Raw genomic sequence first — 23,265 nt, 5'->3', positions numbered from 1 at the left:
GAAGTGGGGCGATGGTGAAAACAATGTCTGGACCTTCTCCTGGAGCTTCGCTTTGTGCTTGACGACCGCTTTGCCCCAGACGAACGTACAGCGGTTGGCATTCGCTTTGATCTTGGTGCCGTCCACAAAGTAATGTTCCAATTTGACGTAATTCTCCTGGGCGAGAAACTGAAGCAAGCTCGTGAAGATCTTCTCCAGTACGTCTTTCATAGGTATATTGAATGTACACAAGAAACCGTTCCTTTCGTAAATGGTTTGGGTGACACCTCCATTTACCAAGGAACGGTTTCTTTGCGTCTAAAAAAGTAAGCAATCTGCACGGCGTAGCGGAGAGGACAAATCGATTCCGGACAAGCGTCAGCGCTAGCCTTTGCCTCCACATTTCGTCCTTGCTCAGAACCATTCCATGAAATGTGTGGGCAACAGCGATGGTAGGAACGATTCGTACATGGAGCGTCTTCTAACAGCAACCAAGGGGGCCTCCCGCAAGATCTAAGATCTTTTGGGACTCCCCCTTTTGGATGCCGGCAACCGCTTGGGGCATGGTGTGAACGGAGCCGGAAAGTTATGCAGCCCTGTACATATCGCGTGAATCCCAGAACAACAAAAGTATGAAAATTATAAAAAAGGTTGTTTTCGTGGAAAGACCCCTCCACCCGATGGGAGGTATCCTTTTTAGTACAGAGAGGCTTTTCGAACCCTTCGGTTGTAAGCGCTCTCGATTCCATTTTTCGGAAAGGGGAACTACCGATGAAGAGAGGATTGCCAGGATTGCTGATCGCGGTGCTGCTCTTGGCCCTGACGGCCTGCAACCTTGCCGAAAGCCAAACCGGCGATGCTGAGAAGGGATACGTCGGCCTTGCGATGCCAACGAAATCATCCGAACGCTGGGTGGCTGACGGGAAGAACATGGAGCGGCTGTTTCAGGAAAAAGGGTACAAAACCGACCTTCAATTCGCCGAGGACGTGATTGAAAACCAGATTTCCCAAATCGAGAACATGATCACGAAAGGGGTCGACGTGATCGTCATCGCTTCCATCGACGGAAATACGCTGACCGACGTGATCAAGAAGGCTCATGATCAGGGAATCAAGGTTATCGCATACGACCGGTTGATTCGCAACACCGAGCATTTGAGTTATTATGCCACTTTCGACAACTTCCAGGTCGGCGTTCAGCAAGCCTCCTATATTGAAGAGAAGCTTGGCCTGAAGGAAGGGAAGGGGCCGTTCAATATCGAGCTGTTCGGCGGATCGCCGGACGATAACAATGCTTACTTCTTCTATGACGGCGCGATGTCCGTGCTAAAGCCTTATATGGATTCGGGCAAGCTTGTGGTTCGGAGCAAGCAGACCACGATGGCCCAGATTGCGACCCTGCGCTGGGACGGCGCCCTCGCCCAGTCGCGGATGGATAACCTGATTAGCGCCAACTATTCCAGCGAAAATCTGGATGCGGTGCTGTCTCCATACGATGGGATCAGCATCGGCATCATCTCCTCGCTCAAGGGCGTAGGCTACGGGACGGCAGGCAAACCGCTGCCGATCATCACGGGTCAGGATGCGGAGCTTGCTTCCATTAAATCGATCGTGGCCGGTGAGCAAACCCAGACGGTGTTCAAGGACACGCGCCAGCTCGCCGAGCAGGCGGTGAAGATGGCGGAGAGCGTGCTGAAGGGAGAAGAGGCCGAGGTGAACGATACCGAATCGTACGACAACGGCATCAAGGTCGTGCCTGCCTATTTGCTCCCCCCGGTATCCGTTGATGCTTCCAACGTGGAGAAAGAGGTTGTGGAGACGGGCTATTATTCCAAGGAAGAAATCGGATTGAAATAGTCTTAAGCAGCGAACACGAAACGATAGGAAGGTGAAGCCAGATGTCAGAGTACATTCTTGAAATGCGGAACATTACGAAAGCGTTTCCCGGGGTAAAGGCGCTGGACCAGGTGAATCTGAAGGTTCGCGAGGGCGAAATCCACTCCCTGTGCGGGGAGAACGGAGCAGGCAAATCCACGCTGATGAAAGTGCTGAGCGGCGTGTATCCTTACGGCACCTATGAGGGGGATATTCTGTTCAAAGGCAGCGTCTGTGAATTTAAAAACATCAAGCAAAGCGAAGACCTGGGCATCGTCATCATCCATCAGGAGCTTGCGCTGATTCCTTATTTGTCGATAGCCGAGAACATTTATTTGGGGAACGAGCGTGCCGAGAAGGGCATCATGAACTGGAATGAGACAATGCTGGGAGCCAAAGAGCTGCTGGATAAGGTGGGGCTCAGCGAGAACCCGAACACGCAGGTCGGCAGCATCGGCGTCGGCAAGCAGCAGTTGGTCGAAATTGCGAAGGCCTTATCCAAGAAGGTAAAGCTGCTTATTCTGGACGAACCGACGGCGGCGCTCAATGAGGACGACAGCGAGAATTTGCTGGAGCTGATGCTGGAGTTCAAGAAGCAGGGAATTTCCTGTATCCTGATCTCCCATAAATTGAACGAGGTGTCGAAGGTATCGGATTCCATTACGATTCTGCGCGACGGCCAGACCATTGAAACGCTGGATATGAGAGGCGGCGAGGTGAACGAGGACCGGATCATCCGCGGCATGGTTGGCCGGGATTTGACGAACCGCTACCCGGAGCGGACCCCGAAGATCGGGGAGATCATCCTGGAGATTAAGGATTGGACGGTATATCACGAGCTGCAAGCAGGCCGAAAAGTCATTGACAACGTGAGCATGAATATCCGCCGGGGGGAAGTTGTGGGCATTGCCGGGCTGATGGGTTCCGGCCGAACCGAGCTGGCGATGAGTATTTTCGGTAAAGCTTATGGCCGGAATATTACCGGAACGCTCCGGAAAGACGGGAAGGAAATCCGGAATCAATCCATCACCGAGGCCATTGATAACGGCTTTGCTTACGTGACCGAGGACCGCAAGGAATACGGGCTGATCCTCATGGACGATATCAAGCGCAACATCTCGCTTACCGGACTGTCCAAGCTGGCGAAGAACATGGTCATTGATGATCGGGAAGAAATTCTCGTTGCGGAGGATATGCGGAAGAAGCTTAAGATCAAAACGCCGAACATTCTCCAGAAGACGGGGAACCTCAGCGGGGGGAATCAGCAGAAGGTTGTGCTGAGTAAATGGATCTACGCCGAGCCGGACATTCTGATTCTGGATGAGCCGACGCGGGGGATTGACGTTGGGGCCAAATATGAAATATACGCGATCATTAACCAGCTGGCGGATGAGGGGAAGGCTGTGCTTGTCATTTCCTCGGAGCTGCCGGAGATTATAGGGATCTGCGACCGGATTTATGTCATGAGCGCGGGACGGATGACCGGAGAAGTTAGCAGAGAGCAGGCTTCGCAGGAAACCTTGATGAGATACATGACCAAGAATGGAGGGGCTTAAGCATGGAGACACTCAAAAAAATGTTTAAAAACAACATCCGCCAATACGGGATGATCATCGCCCTTGTTGTCATTATGATATTTTTCCAGATTATTACGGGAGGGCTGCTGCTGGAGCCAATCAACATCACGAATCTGATTCTCCAGAACAGCTACATCCTCGTACTGGCGATCGGCATGGTGCTTGTTATCATTACGGGTCATATTGATTTGTCGGTCGGTTCGGTGGCCGCCTTCGTCGGCGCTGTGGCAGCGATCATGATGGTCGATATGCAGCTGCATCCGGTCATTGCCGTCATCGTATCCTTGATCGTCGGCGGTCTGATCGGTGCTTGGCAGGGTTTCTGGGTGGCTTATGTGAGGATACCGGCCTTTATCGTAACCCTTGCGGGCATGCTCTTGTTCCGCGGTCTAACCATGATCGTACTGGAGGGTCAATCCATTGCGCCGTTTCCGGGAGGCTTTCAGAAGCTGAGCTCCGGCTTTATTCCGGACTTCGGCAACACCGGCACCAATCTGATCGCCATTCTGGCGGGTATCGTCTTTACGGTTATTTTCCTGATCAATGAGCTTCGCGAGCGAAAGTCGCATAAAAAATACAACTTCGAAGTTCTGCCAAGCGGCTTGTTCCTCCTGAAGCTGGTGCTCATCGCAGCGGTGATCAATGCCTTTACGTTCATGCTGGCCAGTTACGCCGGTCTCCCGAACATTCTGATTCTGCTGCTGGTGCTCATTATCATCTATTCCTTCGTGATGAACAAAACCGTGATGGGCCGTCATATTTATGCGCTTGGCGGCAACGAGAAAGCGGCGGCGCTGTCCGGCGTGAAAACCAAGAAGGTCACGTTCTGGGTATTCGTCAATATGGGTGTCATGGCAGCGATCTCCGGTTTGATTTTTGCCGCCCGCTTGAACGCGGCGACGCCGAGAGCCGGTACGAACTTTGAGCTGGATGCCATCGCGGCGAGCTTCATCGGCGGCGCTTCGGCTACCGGCGGGATCGGTACGGTCTTCGGCGCGATCATCGGCGGTCTCGTCATGGGCGTCCTCAATAACGGGATGTCGCTCGTAGGCCTCGGCATCGACTGGCAGCAAGGCATCAAGGGTTTGGTTCTCCTCGCGGCAGTAGCCTTCGATATTTATAATAAGAAGAAGAGCAGCGCCGCTTAATTTAAACGATGGCGTTAGATAATAAAATGGCTGACTCCCGGGTAGATGTTGCTACCCGTGGATCAGCCATTTTGACGTACATATTACATTTTGATCGTAACTTTTCGGGTGATCAGCCGAATCAGAAGAAGTGCAATCAGGATGACGGCCACGGAGCCTGCTAGAGAGACCGGCAGCGTGACGGAAAAGGCTGTCGTGACCGGCAGCCACTGTTCCCATATGGAAGCCAGCTCGAATTGCCACAAAGCATCCATGAAGCCGATCAACACGAGGGCTACGGCGATCCATCCCAAGCCGCGGATCCAGCCAAACCGGTAAAATCCGGATCCGATCATCCATCCCATCAAATAGTAGATAAAGATTTGGACGCCATAGGAGACAAGTATCAGCAGCCAGTTGTTATCGAACTTCTGCAGCAGCAAGGTGCTGCCGGCATCATGGGAGGTAAGCATCCCGATGATCCAATTGACCAGACCCACTACGACTGGAAAGGCCAATGACAGATAGACGGCCGCCAAGGCGGCTCCATTAAAGAAATCCCGGCGCGTAATCCCGTGTCTTACATAATAGCTTAGAAAGCCGTAGGCCGAAATGATGCCGATGACGAGCATAAATCCTTTGGTTGAGCGGTAAACGATGGAGAAGAAGTCCTCCTCTGCTATTCCTGCGCGAACATTGACACCCATGCTGCTGCCGATGCCGACCCCAATATAGATCATCAGCAGCACAATCGCTAGAAATCCTAAGGCCCAGCTGCCTTGCTGAATAAACATGTCCGTCGATACCCTGGTTACGGCCGATGACGTCTTTTTCATGCGGAATATTCCTCCCCCGTCAGATGGATAAACAAGTCCTGGAGCGAGATCGGACCGATCTCAAGCCCTGCCCGAAGCGCGGCTGATTGAGATGCCTCGCTCAGTTCCCCATAGACCATAACGGCCTTGGTGGAACCGAGCTGCTGTACGTTGAGCACCTTCATCCCCTGGATGAATTCATCTACCTTTGCCGCCGGGCCCGTAATGGATACTCCCCGGGATGTGAGGCTTTCATAATCGTCTTGCAGCACGAACCGGCCCTTGTGAATGATAATGACTTCTTCAAACAGATAATCCATCTCCGATACCAGGTGGGTGGAAAGAATGAACGTACGGGGATGGCGCTCCTGGTCCTCCAGCAGCTCCCGGTAAAAAATTTCGCGTGACGGCGCATCCATGCCGAGATAAGCTTCATCCAGAATGGTAACCGGCGACCGGCTGGCGAGACCGATACATACGTTATAAGCGGACTGCATGCCTTTGGAGAGTTCCTTCAGCTGTTTATCCAAGGGCAAATTGAATTTGCGTGCAAGCTCAAGGGCATATCGGGTATCGAAATGGGGCCGGTGCCTGGCTACCGATTCAATCGCTGCCTTGACCTTGTCGGTCTCGTCTTTATAGTCGATATCGTAGATGAAGGAGACCTCCTTCATGATTTTTGCATTTTCGAACGGCTGCTCACCGCCGACCGTAACCGATCCCGATGAGGGTTCACGAAATGAAGCAAGAACAGACAGAAGCGAGGTTTTGCCTGCTCCGTTCCGCCCTAAGAGACCATAAATTTTGCCGGCCGGGAGATGAAGCGAAACATTGTGGACGGCTTCGAGGTCACCATATACCACAGATAGGCGGTCAAACTGAATATCAAGATTCATGGACGTCACTTCCTTTTAACTGGGTTATGATTTGAAAAAGCTCATCCGTGGACAAACCGAGTTTGTCCGCTTCTTGTACCATAGGCACCACATAATGTTCCGCAAATGCACTCTTTCGGGTCCGGAGCAGCATTTCCTTGGCCCCCTCTGCAACAAACATGCCGACACCTCGCTTTTTATAGATGAGTCCGGCATCAACCAGCAGGTTGATGCCCTTTAACACCGTGATGTGATTGATTTTGTAAAATTGGGACAGCTGCGTCGTGGAAGGAACCTGTTCACCTTCAAGCAGTAGATCATTGACGATCTGGTCCTCGATCTTCTCCTTGATCTGGATGAACAGGGGCTTATTATCTGGATGCATGGTACCGCTCAATAAGAATCACCGCCTTACCTTCATTGTCCTGCTAAGGTTATATGCTTATATATATGACTATATAACCAAAAGGTGAATGGAATGTCAAGCATTTGGTTGTTTGGCACGAATCCATCAAGACGCTTTTGCAGAGAACAACGATAAAAAAGGCCAACCAGGCATGATCTGGTTGACCTCATCTACACGCGGATGCGTATAAGTCATATTCTTGAGTATAACTAGAGTATGCGAACCTCGATACTCCATAAAACATGACGCGTAATACCAAAATTCCAGTAATTTTTACGGACTCAGTATACGTTATTTCGTTAAAAACAGACGCTCTTCTCTCCGTAACGGACAGGGGATCTCTTATTTACGGTTATAAGAGGAGATAAACTATATTTTTATTAGAATCGTGACTTTGGTGTCCGTTATATTCTGAGAATAAGGCTTAAGTCGTAAATAACGTCGATGGTGTCCGTTAATGTTCTATATATGGGATTCGGCTGCGCTTAACTGGATATACCATAACCTTCTTCAAATTGCTATAGCATCTCACTTTGCTTCCGAATACTCGGAAGCGTCCATGGGAGGGAGCTTTCCTCGTTTCAAATCACGAATCGACAGTCCGAAATCGATCTGCAGATGCGGATAATCCGGGAAGTTGGCCCAATCGCCGCCCCACTGGAAGCCTAAGCCTTTGGCAATCTCCACAACTTCCATCCAATCGGCCTTTCCGTTTCCGTTCCCGTCATATTCCATATCCCAGATGACGCTGCCATCCTTTAGTCTTAGCGCAAAATCAATCGCAAGCCCATAGTTGTGGAGGGATTCTCCAGCCTTGGCATTCGTCACAATGTCGCCCTCGGTGCTGCGGCCCTGATTGTAGATGCGGGTCTGCTCTTCATGGCTGCGGTAACCGTCCGTTATAATGATCGTGATCCCTTTTTTCTTGGTGAGACGGACAAGCTCATTCTTTTGCTGTAATACATACGGGTGGAGCTGGGAGATTTCAGGGGTTTCTTTGCTATTAAAATCAAAATCGAGATCATTGATGAATCCCGGTATGGCGGTTTGCAGCTGCATGTAAAATATGGCGAGTAATAAGGCAGCAATTAGGAAAAGTGTCGTTTTTTTGCGTTTGATCATGCGGACTCTTTAATCTACCTACTTTCATATGATGGCTTACTCTATTATATCGGCATCCCGCCCCGTATTCCAACAGACGTGATCTTCTGACCAGATAACGACATGAATAGCAATCCATGGTTTATCGCATCCTATTCATAAAAATGGACGCTATCCGGAAAAGGGGGAATTGCAATGAGCAATATTCAAAATATGTCGATGAGACTCAACCAGCTATCGGGCCAATTGACTACTGCAGCGCAAAACGGGGGAATGAACGAAGTCGGGATGATCGTAAGCCAGCTCAGCCAGATCCAAGCCGAGCTTCAAAGCGCCCAGGCTGCGGTTACGCCTGAAACTTCTTCTGCCGTCCGGCAGGAATTGGTGAATTGCCGGATGGTCCTGCATGGGATGATGAACGCAGTGCAGGATATCCGAACAGCTACGGCGGATCAGTACCGCCAAGTGCTGGGCGATAACAAAACGGCATTCGAGCAAATGGACGAGACAATGCAGCAGAGTGAGTACGCCGAAGCTTATCAGCATCGTCAGCTGTTCCAGCAGATGGACCAAGTCAGCCAGCAGCTACATCAGCTGGATGGTTCGATGCTGGACGCAGGTTATCAGATGGAGCGGGGACAGGCGACTGGTGACAGTCTGAATGGAGGCGTAACGATGGAGGGGCTGACTTCAGGTGCGGACGACAGCGGAAGCATGATGTAAGACTGCCTGATCGGAGGTACGGAACAGGATAAAAGTTTAATGAACAATGACCGAAGCTGCAGATCCGATTCAGATCAGTTACGTGAACCAGACTGGAGAGGCGACGGATTGGTTCTTTGACGGGGTCCTGACACTCGGGTTGATATCGCCGGATGGACGTGACTTTGGAGGCGGCGCGAATCTGAACGACTGGAAGTGGTATCTCGATAAGACATTTGATGCGGATGACGAAATGTATCAGCTCAATGAAGCCACCAAGGAGTTGGAGCCAAGCTGGGGCAGCCTGGCCATAAGTTGTCATGATGATCCCGGATACCGGGGAATACCAGACCGCATTTGCAGTAGCATCCTAAGCAAACATATGGATCCAGCCAAACGACCATGCATTGAGAGGCGGCTGAATTACATGCAGATGTCATCCCGACAGGTCTCTATCGTCATATAAGAAGCAATAAAAAGGAGCTGCGCGTATAGCGCGGCTCCTTTTATGATTGAGTTTATGTCCTATGCTTCCCGCCATACCTCGATGGCTTTGTGCAAGCGGGACAACGCCTCCTGAACGGTGGCGCGCGTGCAGGCCAAGTTCATGCGCATGAAACCTTCGCCGTCCTTGCCGAAGGCCGCGCCGCTGTTTAATCCAAGCTTCGCTTCTTGAACCAGGAAGCGGTTTAACTCTTCGTGGGACATGCCCATTCCCCGGAAATCAATCCACAGCAGGTAAGTAGCTTCCGGAATAACCACCTTCAGCTCGGGCAGATGCTCCTGTGCGTAATTCAAAACCAGCTCCATATTCCCGCGGATGTAAACCAGAAGCTCATCCAGCCATGGTCCGCCTTCACGGTAAGCGGCCTCGGTGGCGGCGGCACCCATCGGTGTAATGGAGCCAATGGCGTAACGGTTCAGTATTTTGCGGAACTTGCTGCGCAGCTGCGCATTCGAGATGATGATGTTCGCTGTGTTCAGACCGGCGATATTAAACGTCTTGCTTGGTGCGGTGCAGATGATGGAACGCTCGGCGGCATCCTCGGACAGAGCGGCGAATGGCGTATGCGCGCCGGATTTAAACACCAGATCCGCATGGATTTCATCGGATACGACAAGCACATCATATTGCTGGCAGAGGGCGGCCAAACGATCCAATTCCGCTCTGGTCCACACCCGGCCCACCGGGTTGTGCGGACTGCACAGAATGATCATTTTGACTTTGCCGGTAGAAAAACTCTTCTCCAAGTCCTCGAAATCCATCGAGTAATCTCCATCCTCACTTCGAAGCAGCGGATTATGCACCAGCTCACGGGCATGGTCCTGAACGACGCTATAGAACGGCGGATAGACCGGCGTCTGGATGACGACTTGATCTCCTGGCTCGGTGAACGCATCCACGATAAGACTGAGTGCCGGAACGACACCCGGACAGAATTGAATCCACTCCTGCTGAATGCTCCAGCTGTGGCGTTTCTTCATCCAGTCGCTAATCGCTTCACGGTAAGAGTCGGACGGGAACGTATATCCGAATACGCCATGCTCCACCCGTTGATGGAGCGCCTTGACAACGGCGGGTGGCGCGGCAAAATCCATGTCAGCCACCCACATCGGAAGCGCGTCGGGTACGCCGAAGATGCTGGGAACATTATCCCACTTCTGACAGTCGGTACAGGTTCGGTCTATTGCAAGATCAAAATTCATATGTAAATTCCTCCTAGCAGAGATGAGTTAGCATTAAGCTACAAATTTGGCTAATGTAATTAAGCCGGTAATCGTAATTACGTTTAGTATGGTCGATATAAGGACAGTTTGTGCAGCAAAATCAGGCTCATTCTGATATTCTTCCGCCAGAATGGATGAGTTTACGCCAACCGGCATGCCTGAAGCAATAATGAGCGCTTGGGCCGGGATGCCCTTTAAGCCGAGCAGCAGCACGATCAGAATGCCGATGGCCGGCGCGACCAGGAGTCGCAGCAGAACGCTCAGGTAAACATCAAGTCGGCGCAGGCGAAGCGGATATTTAATGATCTGTGCGCCGAGCGTCAGCAGGGCAATCGCTACCATGGACTGGTCCGCATACATCAACGGCTGCGAAATAAAGACCGGAAGCGGCAGCGCCAGGGCATGCAGCACAATGCCGATGACAAGGGCATAGGGAACGGGCATTTTCAAGAATCCGATGATGGCCTGTTTGTATAATCCTTCCGTCTTGGCTCCCTGAATGGAAATAACTCCGTACGTGAACGTAAGGAGGCTCTGAAAAGACATGATGAGCGCTTGTACCGAGCCGGCCATCGGATCTCCCTTGAAGGCGAGGTCATTGATCGGAAGGCCGTAGTTTCCTGAATTATCGAGCAGAAGGCTGTTGGTAAAAGCAGCTCTCATCCCCCGATTGAACTTGCGCTGTTTGGCAACCAGCATGCTGATCAGATAGAGGACGCCGATATAGAGCGCATAAAATAAGGCCACCATGCCCAGGAGCTGCGGTGACATCTTGGACTCGTACATACTCATAAATACGGCTGCGGGCGTAATGTAGTAAAAGTTGATTTTGGCGAGTGTGTACAAATCGAGCTTAAAAGCATATTGCATAATAATGCCAAAGCCTATCAGGACAAAGATGGGAAGTACCACTTCAAGTAAAATATCGGCGATCATGCTGTTGTCATCTTCTTTCCATGAGTGTAGCTTTAAGGTATATATCTGGCTGTCGTATGACGCCATGTCATTATAACATGACAAAGGATGGTTGACACTTGATTCCGAATGGAAAAAAGAACAATTGTTGCTGGCACGCTTTATACCCGGGCTGTACGCAAAAAGGGTGTTCCCTTGGTCGATGACCAGGGAACACCCTTGAATGGCTATAGCAATAGGAACGTCTGTCGACGCGTCATTATTGCGGGTTGGTCGTCCAAATCCCGGCGGATTTGACAAATACGCGCTGCGGCAGCTTCAGCGCAGCAAGCACAAGCTCAGCCACGTCTTCCGGCTGCATCATCCGATCCTCGTCGCCGATTTTTAAGCCAGCATTGACGGCAAGATCCGTATTAACGGTGCTTGGAGTCAGCGCGGTCACGCGAATGTTGTGTTTGCGCACCTCCTGCAGCACGGCTTCGGTCAGACCCATAACGGCAAATTTAGATGCGTTATAGGCAGAGCCGGTGGCGAATCCGCGTTCTCCGGCCGTAGAAGAGATATTGATGATATCTCCCTTGTTGTGCTCGATCATCCCGGGCAGTGCTGCGCGTGTCATGTAGTAAGTCCCCATCAGATTCACGTCGACGATACGTTTCCAGGCTTCAGGTTCCATCTCCAGCAGATTGCCGAACTGGGCAATGCCTGCATTGTTAATCAGAATGTCCACCGAGCCCAGCTCCATGTTTACCGCTGCAAAAGCAGCCTCAGCCTCGCTTTGCACGGAAACGTCGGCAACTGCGGCCACGGCTCGAACGCCATATTGTTCAACAATCAGGGCGCTCAGCGGCTCGAGATCGGCTGCCGTACGGGCGACAAGCCCAACGTGCACGCCTTCCTTGGCAAGAGCAATCGCCAGAGCACGTCCAATCCCTTTACCTGCACCCGTGATAAGGGCTGTTTTATTTTTCAGGCTCATGTACACTCACTCCTTCACATCAATAAAAAATATGGTTTCGTTGACCAGTATACCCTGTAACATCGGCTGGTACCAAATGCTTGCGATCCATCGACAGGAATTTGTTATAATCGTAGCAGCGAAAAAACATGCATAAACGTGTTCATTATTATTTCAGGAAGTGGAGGAACAACCTATGCTGCACGCACTGGACATCATAACCGCTTTTCGGCAGGGGGATGAAGCGGCTGCCAAGAGGCATCCATGGTTAATGAAACTGGTATCGGCCGAAGAACGAATCGTGAATCTGGAACGGATTACCTCCATTGGTCAATTGGCCCATGCAAATCCCGTGCTGGATTATGTAGAACGGACATTGAAGATACTGGATTCGCTGCCTGTTTCCTATTGGATCAAAGAACTGCTGGAAGAAGTACTGGTGTGGGCGGAAACGGCCAAGGGCGGAACCATGCGGGAACGGCTCCGCTGGCAGCAGTCGGGTATCAACTTGTTCCTTCATAATATCGGGTCCGCTCAGCTATACGAGAGACATGTTCGGGACAGCAATGGAACCATGTCTCCGCATGAAGAGATGGTACACACACTCATACTTACCCATGGACTGCTCGGGCAACACATTCGGGGGGAAGTCGCCTTCGAAGAAAACTTGCCGCTACATAAGCTTACGGAGGAAGGACGGTTGACCTCAGATGAGTTGATCCGGCTGCTAATCCCTTTGAATCACTGCATCATCGGTGGCGTATCGGAGGAGCTTTGGCATTCCGTTCAGGAAGAAATAACTCAGCTTATTCGCAATCTTGCCCAAGGGACCGTACCGGATCGGTGGACTTACGAGGAACGGCTGCGCCGTCTTCGGTCCGCTTCGATTGCCCGGGGAGAAGACTTCGATAAGCAGCTACAAAGCATTCGTGAGCAGAGTGATCTGTCAGCTGCCCTGCATGGATTTCAGGATATGACACTATGGTATGTGGAAGCTGCCCTGCAGGATTTCTCGTTGGATGAGTTCGTGAAGGTTCTTCTGCTTGCTCTCCATACGGAGAAGAGGGATCCGGATCGGCAAGTTGCGGAGGGGCAGCGAGATCAGCTGCTGCCGGGTTCGGTGAGCCACTTAAGCTTTGAGCCGCTGATGAACGATATGTATTACGATTACAAAGGCGTCAAGAAGCTGAACGTATACAAGAAGAGAATGATTGAGCAATATTTGCGCCAAACGGATTGGGAGGCTTGCCTTCATGGGCCGGTGATGGCCAATCCGCATCTGAGCCACCGGATCGAATGGAAGCCGGAGCTGCCGGATACGGTATTCTTTACCTTCGAATTCTCGCAAGCGGCGGAGAAATTAATTGAATTTTGCATCGAAGCGGAGAAGTCGCCGCTCTATGAGAAAGCGGTTCTGCTCCTGTTTGACCTGTTCGGCCTGCGCCGAGATGCTTACGACCGCTTTCATAACGAAGAGAGTTACTTGAGCGATATGAATAGCACGGGAGATTACAAAAAAGTGGTTCTGGATTATATCACGGGAACGGCGGTGCTGGATATCGGTCCCGGGGGCGGGGTGCTGCTTGACCTGATCGAGGAACGACTGCCGCATGTGCGTCCCGTCGGGATCGATATCTCCTCGAACGTGATTGAAGCGCTGGAAAAACGCAAACGCCTGGAGCATAAAACATGGGAAGTGATGAAAGGGGACGCGCTGAATCTCAGGGACTACGTGAAGCCGGGAAGTGTCGATACGGTCATCTTCTCCTCGATCTTGCATGAGTTGTATTCGTATATTGAGATGGACGGATCCCGCTTCAATACAGCCACTGTGGAGGCCGCGCTGACCAGTGCCTACGAAGTGCTTGCACCCGGCGGCCGTATCATTATCCGTGACGGGATTATGACCGAGCCCGGGGACATTTGGAGAAGGATTCGCTTCCGGGAGGCGGACGGGCTGGAATGGCTGACCCGGTATGCCTCGGATTTCAAGGGCCGGGTCATAACATACGAGCAGCTGGCCGAGACGGAAGTGCGCATGCCCGTAAACGATGCAATGGAGTTCCTGTATACCTATACTTGGGGGGCTGAAGCCTATGTTCATGAGGTGCAGGAGCAATTCGGCTACTTTACGCCTACGCAGTATGCGGAGTGTATACGCAGGACGCTAGGTCCCGAGGCGATCATCCGCGTGCAGCAGCACTATTTGCAGGAAGGATATGCCGAGGCATTGGCTGATCGCATTGAATTCATGGATGAAGAAGGGAAGCCGGTGACGCTGCCTGACAGCACTTGCTTGTATGTTATCGAGAAGCCGGCTCATTCCTAAAGGGACAATAATAGGTTGTATCTTAAAAAAAGAGGACCCGTACGCTCGTTTCCGCGTACGGGTCCATGTTTTGTTTGTGTCGTAAAACCTGCCGATGTCACTATGTTCACAAGTGATCCGGGATGTGCCAATGCATGAACTTGCAAGGCAGTGCTTATCCGAAAAGATGCTATTCCTGCTTCTCGGGGTCCGGATAATCCTTGCCGAGCGTATCGACCGTCACTTTCTTCATGACGGGAACCTCAAGCGGTTTATCCATCTGATCCCGCTCCAAACCCACGATCTCCTCAGCCGTTTCCATTCCCTCGATCACCTTTCCGAAGGATGCGTACTGGGCATCCAGTGAAGGCGCATCCGCCACCATGATGAAGAATTGCGATCCGGCGGAGTTTGGATCCTGTGCTCGGGCCATCGATAATACGCCTGTTGTATGCTTCAGGTCATTCTGAAAGCCGTTGGACGTAAATTCGCCGGGAATCGCGTAGCCAGGTCCCCCCGTTCCGTTACCGTCAGGGTCGCCTCCCTGAATCATGAAGCCGGGGATGACGCGGTGAAAGCCCGTCCCATCGTAGAATCCTTGTTCCACCAGGGAGATGAAATTGTTCACCGTATTCGGCGCGACCTCCGGATAAAGCTCAAGTTTTATCTTTTTGCCGTTCTCCATTTCAATCGTGACAATGGGGTGGCTGGCGTTCGGGTCCGGCACATTCTGCTTAACCTCGGTCTCCTTCGGGGGTTCCGCTTCGGGTGCCGTAGCCCCGTTCGTCGAGCCCGTTCCGCCGCCTGCGCCGCTTTCGGCTCCCTTGTCATTCTGACCGCATGCCGTCATGACGAGCAGCAGCGCAAGGATGACGAATAGGGCGGGCATCCAGCGTGTTCTGCGTTTCAACATCATTGATTCCTCCTGTGTAATTCCTTATCAAGCCTTAAGTATTTAATCTGTTTCATATTTTATCACAGGTTGGACAAGTACTGAAAATCGAAAGAGCGGAGTATACATTAAGAAAACGTTATCGAAGAAATGTCACAGAGGCCAGACTGCGTTTGGAGGATGTTTTCCTTGCGATTATAGATTCGATTCAGCTTCGCTGAAAACGATGATCGAGTTGGGTTCAGCTCGCATCTATAATCAAAAAATAAGCCTCCGGACTTGTCGCAAGTCTGGAAGCTTAAGGGAAAGGGACTTTTAACTGTCTCTACTTCACCGGAAATATGCCCTCCACTTTGTTTAAAGGGAGCAGAATCCGGGAACGGTTCTTATCCTTGGCGAGTAATTCAATAAAATCGGCTCCGATTCTGATCAGACGAATCCGGTTAAAGGCACCGCGGGTAGGGAAGGTGGTCCGCACACCGACCAGCATCGTTTTGACCGGCGGCTTGACATCAAATACCCGAACCGAGTTGAGACTGGACGGCACAAAAAGCTCGCCTTGAACCTTAATGAAATTTTTTGGGAATACCCGCTGCAAACGTCCGGGTTCCAAACCAGTGTTCGGTGCGTTGATTTCTACCAGATGACCGGTTAAAGAGGCCAGTCGCTGCTGCAGCGTGATTTTATGGCCGCAGGGATGGATCGGCAATCCTTTCATATTCAGCATCATCCTTCCAGGGTCGTATGGTGTAGTGTATGTTGGAAGGTATGACATGGGTGAACGTAGAGGTTCGCATATCTGGCGTGAAGGATCAGGAAGATGAAGAGTTTCCGCGGTTGCTCGTTTCACTGCCATCCGGCTTCTCGTGTTTGATGCTGTCGGGAATCGGAATACTGTCCGGATATGAATCCTCAACAAACAGACCGAAATCCTCATCAATGTCGCGTTCGGTCACTAAACGTGGGTTCTCGTCAGAATGCTTCTTCATTGGCTGTTCCTCCTATTAAATCTAGTCTTTGAAATGCAGGGCTAGTATAAGAACTGATAGCTCGACCCATACTGTTTTACTATAAAAGATGTTGTATGGGAGGCATAGGCATGGAAAGAAAGGGAAACATATTAACAGCACTCATATGGGGTACCTTGATCGGCATCCTGCTGTGGATGTCACTTCTCGGCTGGCTGGATATCATATTCGGAAAATAGAGGATCGTACCCATATAAGAATAAGACCCGCCTTCCTATTAGGAGAGGCGGGTTTTGCAGGTTTAGTCGTCCTCACCATGGCTGCCGTTCAGTAGATCGGTACCGTGCATCTGTTCCGTTGGCGGGGCGGCGGGGTCCACCGGGCTATTAGCCGCAATAGCGTCGGCATCCGGTACATCCTCCAGCGGCTGGTACTCATCTTCTCCGGACGGGTAATCTTTAAAAATGTCCTGGTTTAAAAACGCAGTCCCGCTGCCGGTTAATGAAGCGTCAGCTGCAAGGCGCCGCTCCGTATCGCCGGAATATTGGCCTATTATTTCGTCTCCGGGGCGAGAAGGGGGTTCACCTTCGATGGCCCGCCATTCCCGATCCGTTACATCATCTGCGACATCGTGCATGTAGGTTTCATCGACGGGTCGATCCCGTTCTATCCGGTCTGCTTCAGCCTGCCCTGAGGGTGATAAGGAAAAGTTTCTCTCATCGGCAATGGTCCGCTGATCGGGATCCGCACCGGTAGCTTCCCATGCATCGATGGTGCTGTGATCCGGGTTCAAACGTTCCTCCGGTTTCGCATCCGCAGGTGCCGCTTCATTCTGATCGTACGCGATATGATCCGCGTCTTCGCTGCTAAGGCTTTGCTCCGTGTAGGTGTTGACGTCTCTCAGATCATCTTGCGGAATCATATCCGTATCCTCGACTTTCCGTTTGGCCTCGAATTCCAAATATGTCAAGTCTGCCAGCGTATTCCGATTGTTTTCGTCTCGCATATGGTCCATCTCCTTCCTTGAGTTCAAACACAATAGGTTTCTATACATCGACATTACCCGCTGAATCTAGAATGAATCGTAGGTACCTTCAGGTTATGATAAAACCAAACAAGTTCTATCTTTCCCTGTCATTTGCCGTATTATGAAAATTTTCAAATTAGAAAAAAGGACGAAATCCAACACAAACTGGAGAAAATGAATGATTGCGTGGAATAGATCCGCTAAATTAGATAATGATATTTTGAAATGATCCCGTTATAATCGAAAAAGTGACTATCGGACCGGGACAATCCTGGGAGTGGATTGTCAAACAACTACAATAGAACAGGAAGTGATCAGGACTTTGTTTCAATGGATTAAACAAGGCTTCTTTGGCAACACACGCAGGGATATTTTGTCAGGATTGACGGTAGCGTTTGCTCTCATACCGGAAGCGATCGCATTCTCCATCATGGCTGGCGTCGATCCCATGGTAGGACTCTATGCCTCTTTCGTGATTGCTGTCAGTATTTCATTCTTCGGCGGACGTCCCGGCATGATCTCCGCAGCGACAGGGGCCATGGCATCATTAATGGGACCGCTCGTGGCGATGCACGGCATCGAGTATTTGTATGCGGCAACCATTCTTACAGGAATCTTGCAATTGTTGATGGGGGCGCTCAAATTTGGGCGGTTTATTACGTTTGTTCCCCAGCCGGTCATCACCGGGTTCGTGAATTCCCTGGCCATCATTATTTTTCTGGCCCAGCTTCCGAATTTCAAGGGCGAATCGTGGCCCATGTACTTGATGGTCATCGGAACACTGCTTATCATCTATTTGCTGCCGCTCGTTACCAAAGCGGTTCCCTCGGCGCTTGTTGCCATCATCGTGATGACGATCATCGCGGTGTGGTTCAAAGCTCCTGTGCAAACGGTGGGGGATATGGGCAACATTACGCAGGCTCTTCCGTTCTTCCACCTTCCGAATGTAACCATCAGTTTGGATATGATCATGACGATCTTGCCTATATCGCTGGCTCTTGCCGTCGTCGGGATGACAGAATCGCTGCTGACGGCGTCGCTCGTGGATGAGATGACGGAGACCGGGAGCGACAAGAACCGCGAAATCCGCGGTCAGGGTGTTTCGAACGTGATCACTGGGTTCTTCGGCGGCATGGCCGGCTGCGCCATGATCGGACAGACGGTGATTAATGTGAAATCGGGCGGTCGCACCCGGTTATCAACGCTGGTGTCCGGTGTGTTCCTGCTGTTTCTCATCATTGTACTCGGCGATGTTGTGAAACAAATTCCTATGGCAGCGCTTGTCGGGGTTATGTTTATGGTTTCCATCGGTACGTTTGAATGGGGTTCGCTTCGCACGCTTCACCGTGTTCCGCTAGGTGATGCCATTGTCATGCTGGCAACGGTAATCATCGTGGTGGCAACGCATAATCTGGCCATCGGGGTCATGATTGGTATTATTTTAAGCGCGCTGAATTTCGGCTGGAAAATGGCAAAAATCCATGCGGTACCGCATGTGCAGCCAAACGGTACGAAGATATACGAAATCCGGGGGCAATTATTTTTCGGAACGATGATGTATTTTATAAACCTGTTTGACGTGAATGAGGACCCTGGGCATGTCGTGATTGATTTTTCCAAATCCCATGTATGGGATCAGTCAGCCACAAATGCCATTTCCAAGGTATTGAATAAGTACAAGGAAGCGGGTAAAGCCATCACGCTCGTGGGGTTGAACGACGAGAGTCAGCGGATGGTTGATAAAGTCGGCCTTGCTTCAAGCTCCACACACTAGAAACGTAAGGGATTGCTTTTAACCTTAGGGTTAAGGGCAATCCCTTTTCATTTTGCCTATATGTAATAAAAATTTTACAAACGGAACAGACGTTTCATGTTATATTGATTGTAAATGAACACGAAGTTTGTCGAATCATCTGGATGGAGAAAATGCGTACTTTTATTGACTATAGACGGTTAGAGGTGCTGACAAGATGAAGGATATGCCCAAATACATATTCCTGCTTCTGCTGATGGTGCCGCTGCTGCTGCTTATATCGATCATATCACCGGGAAAATCGGACGCAAAGAATGCTCAAACCGTGATACCTGATTGGCAGTTTATGTGGGATGACGAACAACAGGATGTTGTTTCGCCGGTCAACCTGCAGGGAAGTTGGTTGGCGGGAATATCAGGCAAGAAGGAACCCCCAAAGTCAGATGGGGTGTATTCAGCATGGAATCGTTTTACTTTGCCCGCTCTCCCTTGGAAACATTCGGCCATCATGATTGACCGCATCAAGGGACAGGATGTTTTGGCTTTTTTGGATGATGAACAGGTGTATGAAGCCAAACGAGACTATATGTATACGGATCATTCTCTTCTGCTCCCGGTCCATCCGGATGATGCTGGCAAGACCGTTTATATATGGACCAACGGCGTCAGGGATATGACGTTAGGTATCGATGGCGATATTATACTTGGCGAATATGAGCATCTGCGTGGAAGTTTTATCAAGAATGACCTGGAAGATTTCATATTGGGCAGCTCGTTTCTGTTTATCGCGGTGGTCATGTTCTTCTGCTGCTTATTCCTTCCAAAGCATACGGTATCCAGCTGGTTGTCTCTTAGCGTCGTCATTCTGGCAAGCGGGGCTATGCTTATTACGTATTCGCCATTCCTATACACGTTCTATGGAGACTTAGGCAGCGTGTGGGTCTCGGTGTTTGATATTTCACTCTTCGCCGTGCTGCCGGCGCTGTATTACTATTTTGAAAAAATATATGGTCCCGGGCCCTATCGAGTCATTCGCTACTGCCGAAGATTTCAAATAGCTTACTCCGGAATGTGCCTGATATTTCTAGTTGCCCATGTTGTCAGCCATCATTCATTTTACGAGATCTACTATTTTGTTTCGGTAAAGATCCTGGGCATTCTGGTTATCCTGCAAATGATGCTGCTGGTCGGTACCACGATTCTGTATGCTTCCAAGCGGAACAAGGACGCTTATATCTTTTCTGTTGGCTTCGGGATAATGGCGTTAGCGACGCTCGGAGATCTTGCGGCTTTTTATTACCATGACGGGCAATATCATTTCGTTCTATGGAAATGGGGCATCATCGGACTGATTGTCTCCCTGATTGTCATGCTGGGCCGTAAATTCGTCCGCAGCCATGAGCAAGTGCTGCAGTATTCCAGAAAGCTGGAGATGTTTAATAACGAACTTCAGCGATCAGAGAAGATGGAGATCATCAGCGAGCTGGCCGCCTCGGTTGCACACGAGGTTCGCAACCCGCTGCAAGTGACACGCGGCTTTATGCAGCTTCTGGCGCAGAATTCCAAGCAGGCGGAAAAGGAGTATTTTGGCCTGGCGCTGAAGGAGCTGGACCGGGCTTCGGGGATCATCACGGATTTCCTCACGTTTGCTAAGCCAGAATTGGAGAATGAGGTCAAGCTGAATGTGTATGAGGAGCTGAAGCATGTGAAAGGCATCCTGCTGCCGCTTGCCAATCTCAGCGGGGGCTCGATCGAGCTGGATAACGCGAAGGAATTATACATGACCGGTAATTCTTCCAAACTGAAACAAGCGATGATTAATATCGTCAAGAACAGTATAGAAGCACTGGATGGAGAAGGGGTTATTCGCCTATGGGCCTATGCCAAGGGTGAAGAAGTGGTCATTCACATCAAAGATGACGGCATCGGAATGGACGCCGGGGATCTTGAGAGACTGGGCGAGGCTTACTTCTCCAATAAGTCCAAAGGGACGGGGCTCGGCCTGATGGTTACCTTTCGAATCATCGAAGCAATGCATGGCACCATTCATTTTGTTAGTGAAAAAGGAAGCGGGACCGAGGCTATTATCCGCTTTCCGTCCGTACCTGCTTCGCAGGAAGGGGAAGTATAAATTCAAGAGAGATGCCATAACGGTATCTCTCTTTGTTCTATCTTTAATAGAAAATTTTATCATTTTTCCGAATATTAGAAGGTGGAAGGTTTTGTTGCATCGAATAACACAATAAGAGTTTTACTCATTATAATGTTTGAGGTGCGTCCATGAAGTCTGGATGGAAGATCGCTGTGTTCCTGATCATCGTTTTTATTTTAAGCCAGGGGTTCCCCAGGCTTGTCTTTGCCACCGAAGAAACGGCAGCTCGTGCAGCGATTGAGGAGTGGAGAATCCTCTGGTCGGAATCCCGGGGGATACCGGAGAGCGTGCCCGTCCACATCAATGACTGGATGGAAACTTCGGCCGGTGTTTCGAAGCCTTTTAAGCCGCATACCAAGGCATCCGCGTGGATTCATATGAAGATTCCCGAGATCGCATCCGCATCCCCTGGCATTTTGATTGATAAGCTCCACGGGCAGCAGGTTGCGGTTTATGCGGACCACGAGAAGATTTACGAATCTACCCGAACGTACAATTATGAGCTTAATTACATCCTGCTTCCTTTGCACCAGGACATGCTCGGCAAGGATCTTCACATCTGGCTGGAGACCGCCAGGGATCATGTGATGATTGAAGGGAAAATCCTTGTCGGCGATTATCAGGACATGTTTAATCGGTTTGTTAAGTCGAATTTGATGGACATCATTCTCGGGAGCGCCTTTATATTTATCGCATTGGTGATGTTGATCTGCGCTATTTTTCTGAACAGAAAATATTTGGTCACGGTTTTATCCCTATCTTTAATTATTTTATCTGTAGGCATACTGGTGTTTACATACTCCCCGTTTCTTTATACGATTTTTAATCAATATGGAAATCTTTACACTCATTTATATGACATCTCATTATTTATCTTACTTCCTTCGTTCAGTCTCTTTTTTGAAAAAATCTTCGGGCCCGGCTGGAAGGGCACGCTGCGCAAACTCCGCAAGTTCCAGATATGCTACTCGCTGTTTTGCGGGCTGTTTCTGATTATCAATCAATGGGGTTCGAATCAATGGTTTGACCTGTATTATTTCTTCTCCGTTCAGGTCATGGGTGTTGTGATGATCGTTCAATTTGTATTGCTGGTCGGAAGCTCCATGTATTATGCCGTTAAGGGAAATAAGGACGCTGTTATTTTTAATGCAGGCTTCGCGGTATTCGCTGTTGTGGGCTTAAGCGAGCTGCTGCAATTTTTCCTTACCCGGGGCAGCTACAATCTCTTTCTATGGAAATGGGGGATTGTCAGCTTCATTATTGCCCTGATCGTCATTCTCGGGCGGCATTTTGCCAAAAATCACGAACGGATTCTTCAATACTCCAAGGAGCTTGAGATGTTCAACAATGAACTGCAGCGTTCGGAGAAAATGGAGATTATCAGTGAGCTTGCAGCATCGGTGGCGCATGAGGTTCGTAACCCGCTGCAAGTAACGCGGGGTTTCCTGCAGCTTCTCACCGGAAAAGCCCAAGCCACGGAACGCGAATATTTGGATTTGGCTCTGGTGGAGCTGGACCGTGCTTCCGGCATTATTACGGATTTCTTAACCTTTGCTAAGCCGGAGTTCGGCAAAGACACCGTGCTTCGGGTTTCGGAGGAGTTCAAGCATATCGAAGGCATACTTGGCCCGCTTGCCCACCTCCAAGGAGGTAAGATCACCGTGGATATTCCGGAGGATATTACGATTCGGGGGAATTCCTCGAAATTCAAGCAGGCTTTCATCAACATTGTTAAGAATAGCATCGAGGCGCTGGGCGAAGAGGGATTGGTTCATATCCGCTGCTATCGCCAGCAGGACCAGGTATTTATACATGTTGTGGATAATGGCGAAGGGATGGGGCCGGATGTGTTGGCACGGCTGGGAGAGCCTTATTTCTCCAACAAAACCAAGGGGACGGGACTTGGCCTGATGGTGACCTTCCGAATTATCGAGGCGATGGATGGAAACGTTTATTTTACGAGTAAAAAAGGAGTGGGGACGGATGCCGTCATTACGCTTCCCGCAGCTGGCGAATAATTCGCTAAGCTGCGGCAGCGATGACGGTGATCGTCCCCACTCTTTGTACGGATTACATCTATTTATGAAATGTCCAAGCTGTTATGTAG

Annotated in this window: 20 protein-coding genes and 1 pseudogene; 9 read left to right on the top strand and 12 right to left on the bottom strand. The window is 50.3% G+C overall.

Going from position 1 to position 23,265, the window contains the following annotated elements:
- Window positions 1-15: 15 nt before the first annotated feature.
- Window positions 16-210 (bottom strand): annotated as a pseudogene (locus PLA01S_RS33150) (IS1182 family transposase); the annotation flags it as partial.
- A gap of 540 nt (window positions 211-750) precedes the next feature.
- On the opposite strand from PLA01S_RS33150, the gene chvE reads away from it, so the two are divergent.
- From chvE to mmsB, 3 genes are read left to right on the top strand one after another with little or no spacing between them, the layout of a single operon-like run.
- Window positions 751-1,836, top strand: coding sequence for a multiple monosaccharide ABC transporter substrate-binding protein (chvE, locus tag PLA01S_RS00735; protein ID WP_036662480.1), 1,086 nt, complete (start codon window positions 751-753; stop codon window positions 1,834-1,836).
- Window positions 1,837-1,877: 41 nt separating this feature from the next.
- Complete coding sequence (gene mmsA / locus PLA01S_RS00730) at window positions 1,878-3,410, top strand: multiple monosaccharide ABC transporter ATP-binding protein (RefSeq protein ID WP_127589604.1); 1,533 nt, start codon at window positions 1,878-1,880, stop codon at window positions 3,408-3,410.
- A gap of 2 nt (window positions 3,411-3,412) precedes the next feature.
- On the top strand, window positions 3,413-4,579 hold the full coding sequence (gene mmsB / locus PLA01S_RS00725) for a multiple monosaccharide ABC transporter permease (protein ID WP_127589603.1): 1,167 nt from the start codon (window positions 3,413-3,415) through the stop codon (window positions 4,577-4,579).
- Window positions 4,580-4,662: 83 nt separating this feature from the next.
- Here the strand turns inward: mmsB and PLA01S_RS00720 are convergent, their stop codons facing one another.
- From PLA01S_RS00720 to PLA01S_RS00705, 4 genes are all read right to left on the bottom strand, one after another.
- On the bottom strand, window positions 4,663-5,394 hold the full coding sequence (locus PLA01S_RS00720; protein ID WP_127589602.1) for a Tat pathway signal protein: 732 nt from the start codon (window positions 5,392-5,394) through the stop codon (window positions 4,663-4,665).
- Window positions 5,391-6,269 carry an ATP-binding cassette domain-containing protein gene (locus tag PLA01S_RS00715; protein WP_127589601.1) on the bottom strand — a complete coding sequence of 293 codons (879 nt, stop codon included), beginning with the start codon at window positions 6,267-6,269 and terminating at the stop codon, window positions 5,391-5,393. Before PLA01S_RS00715 ends, PLA01S_RS00720 begins: the two co-directional genes overlap by 4 nt.
- Window positions 6,259-6,645, bottom strand: a complete 387-nt coding sequence (locus PLA01S_RS00710; protein WP_127589600.1) for a GntR family transcriptional regulator — start codon at window positions 6,643-6,645, stop codon at window positions 6,259-6,261. The genes PLA01S_RS00715 and PLA01S_RS00710 overlap by 11 nt, the downstream gene beginning before the upstream one ends.
- 537 nt (window positions 6,646-7,182) lie before the next feature.
- A complete protein-coding gene (locus tag PLA01S_RS00705; protein ID WP_127589599.1) occupies window positions 7,183-7,776 on the bottom strand; it encodes a M15 family metallopeptidase in 594 nt (197 codons plus the stop codon).
- A 174-nt stretch (window positions 7,777-7,950) separates the two neighbouring features.
- Here PLA01S_RS00705 and PLA01S_RS00700 point away from each other — a divergent pair, with 174 nt between their 5' ends.
- Both PLA01S_RS00700 and PLA01S_RS00695 read left to right on the top strand, forming a co-directional pair.
- Window positions 7,951-8,478 (top strand): hypothetical protein, encoded by a 528-nt coding sequence (locus PLA01S_RS00700; RefSeq protein ID WP_127589598.1) that lies wholly within the window; start codon window positions 7,951-7,953, stop codon window positions 8,476-8,478.
- Window positions 8,479-8,524: 46 nt separating this feature from the next.
- A complete protein-coding gene (locus PLA01S_RS00695) occupies window positions 8,525-8,923 on the top strand; it encodes a DUF4855 domain-containing protein (RefSeq protein ID WP_371860368.1) in 399 nt (132 codons plus the stop codon).
- A 59-nt stretch (window positions 8,924-8,982) separates the two neighbouring features.
- Here PLA01S_RS00695 and PLA01S_RS00690 read toward each other — a convergent pair whose 3' ends face one another.
- From PLA01S_RS00690 to PLA01S_RS00680, 3 genes are all read right to left on the bottom strand, one after another.
- Window positions 8,983-10,164, bottom strand: coding sequence for a MalY/PatB family protein (locus tag PLA01S_RS00690; protein ID WP_127589597.1), 1,182 nt, complete (start codon window positions 10,162-10,164; stop codon window positions 8,983-8,985).
- Window positions 10,165-10,197: 33 nt separating this feature from the next.
- A complete protein-coding gene (locus PLA01S_RS00685) occupies window positions 10,198-11,121 on the bottom strand; it encodes an AEC family transporter (protein ID WP_076323014.1) in 924 nt (307 codons plus the stop codon).
- Window positions 11,122-11,359: 238 nt separating this feature from the next.
- Window positions 11,360-12,079, bottom strand: coding sequence for a 3-ketoacyl-ACP reductase (locus tag PLA01S_RS00680; protein WP_100540720.1), 720 nt, complete (start codon window positions 12,077-12,079; stop codon window positions 11,360-11,362).
- 175 nt (window positions 12,080-12,254) lie between these two features.
- Here PLA01S_RS00680 and PLA01S_RS00675 point away from each other — a divergent pair, with 175 nt between their 5' ends.
- Window positions 12,255-14,387 carry a class I SAM-dependent methyltransferase gene (locus PLA01S_RS00675; RefSeq protein ID WP_127589596.1) on the top strand — a complete coding sequence of 711 codons (2,133 nt, stop codon included), beginning with the start codon at window positions 12,255-12,257 and terminating at the stop codon, window positions 14,385-14,387.
- 169 nt (window positions 14,388-14,556) lie between these two features.
- Here the strand turns inward: PLA01S_RS00675 and PLA01S_RS00670 are convergent, their stop codons facing one another.
- From PLA01S_RS00670 to PLA01S_RS00660, 4 genes are all read right to left on the bottom strand, one after another.
- Window positions 14,557-15,279 carry a peptidylprolyl isomerase gene (locus tag PLA01S_RS00670; RefSeq protein ID WP_127590073.1) on the bottom strand — a complete coding sequence of 241 codons (723 nt, stop codon included), beginning with the start codon at window positions 15,277-15,279 and terminating at the stop codon, window positions 14,557-14,559.
- 304 nt (window positions 15,280-15,583) lie between these two features.
- Entirely contained in the window at window positions 15,584-15,976 is a 393-nt protein-coding gene (locus PLA01S_RS00665) for a hypothetical protein (RefSeq protein WP_100540723.1), read from the bottom strand.
- 94 nt (window positions 15,977-16,070) lie between these two features.
- Window positions 16,071-16,247 carry a hypothetical protein gene (locus PLA01S_RS31815; RefSeq protein WP_164817244.1) on the bottom strand — a complete coding sequence of 59 codons (177 nt, stop codon included), beginning with the start codon at window positions 16,245-16,247 and terminating at the stop codon, window positions 16,071-16,073.
- A gap of 280 nt (window positions 16,248-16,527) precedes the next feature.
- The gene (locus tag PLA01S_RS00660) at window positions 16,528-17,232 is read right to left on the bottom strand and encodes a hypothetical protein (protein ID WP_127589595.1); all 705 of its coding nucleotides are present in this window, start codon (window positions 17,230-17,232) and stop codon (window positions 16,528-16,530) included.
- A gap of 343 nt (window positions 17,233-17,575) precedes the next feature.
- On the opposite strand from PLA01S_RS00660, the gene PLA01S_RS00655 reads away from it, so the two are divergent.
- The 3 genes from PLA01S_RS00655 (at window position 17,576) to PLA01S_RS00645 (ending at window position 23,176) form a co-directional block, all read left to right on the top strand.
- Window positions 17,576-19,027: a SulP family inorganic anion transporter gene (locus PLA01S_RS00655; RefSeq protein ID WP_127589594.1), complete on the top strand. Its 1,452-nt coding sequence runs from the start codon at window positions 17,576-17,578 to the stop codon at window positions 19,025-19,027.
- 196 nt (window positions 19,028-19,223) lie between these two features.
- Window positions 19,224-21,137: a sensor histidine kinase gene (locus PLA01S_RS00650; RefSeq protein WP_127589593.1), complete on the top strand. Its 1,914-nt coding sequence runs from the start codon at window positions 19,224-19,226 to the stop codon at window positions 21,135-21,137.
- Between the two features lie 149 nt (window positions 21,138-21,286).
- Window positions 21,287-23,176, top strand: coding sequence for an ATP-binding protein (locus PLA01S_RS00645; protein ID WP_174819173.1), 1,890 nt, complete (start codon window positions 21,287-21,289; stop codon window positions 23,174-23,176).
- The last annotated feature ends 89 nt before the right edge of the window (window positions 23,177-23,265 follow it).

Origin of the sequence: Paenibacillus lautus NBRC 15380, assembly GCF_004000945.1 — a bacterium.
Classification (GTDB): Bacteria; Bacillota; Bacilli; order Paenibacillales; family Paenibacillaceae; genus Paenibacillus_AQ; species Paenibacillus_AQ lautus.
The sequence above is the reverse complement of the archived record's forward strand: the minus strand, read 5'-3'. Positions and strand labels throughout refer to the sequence as shown.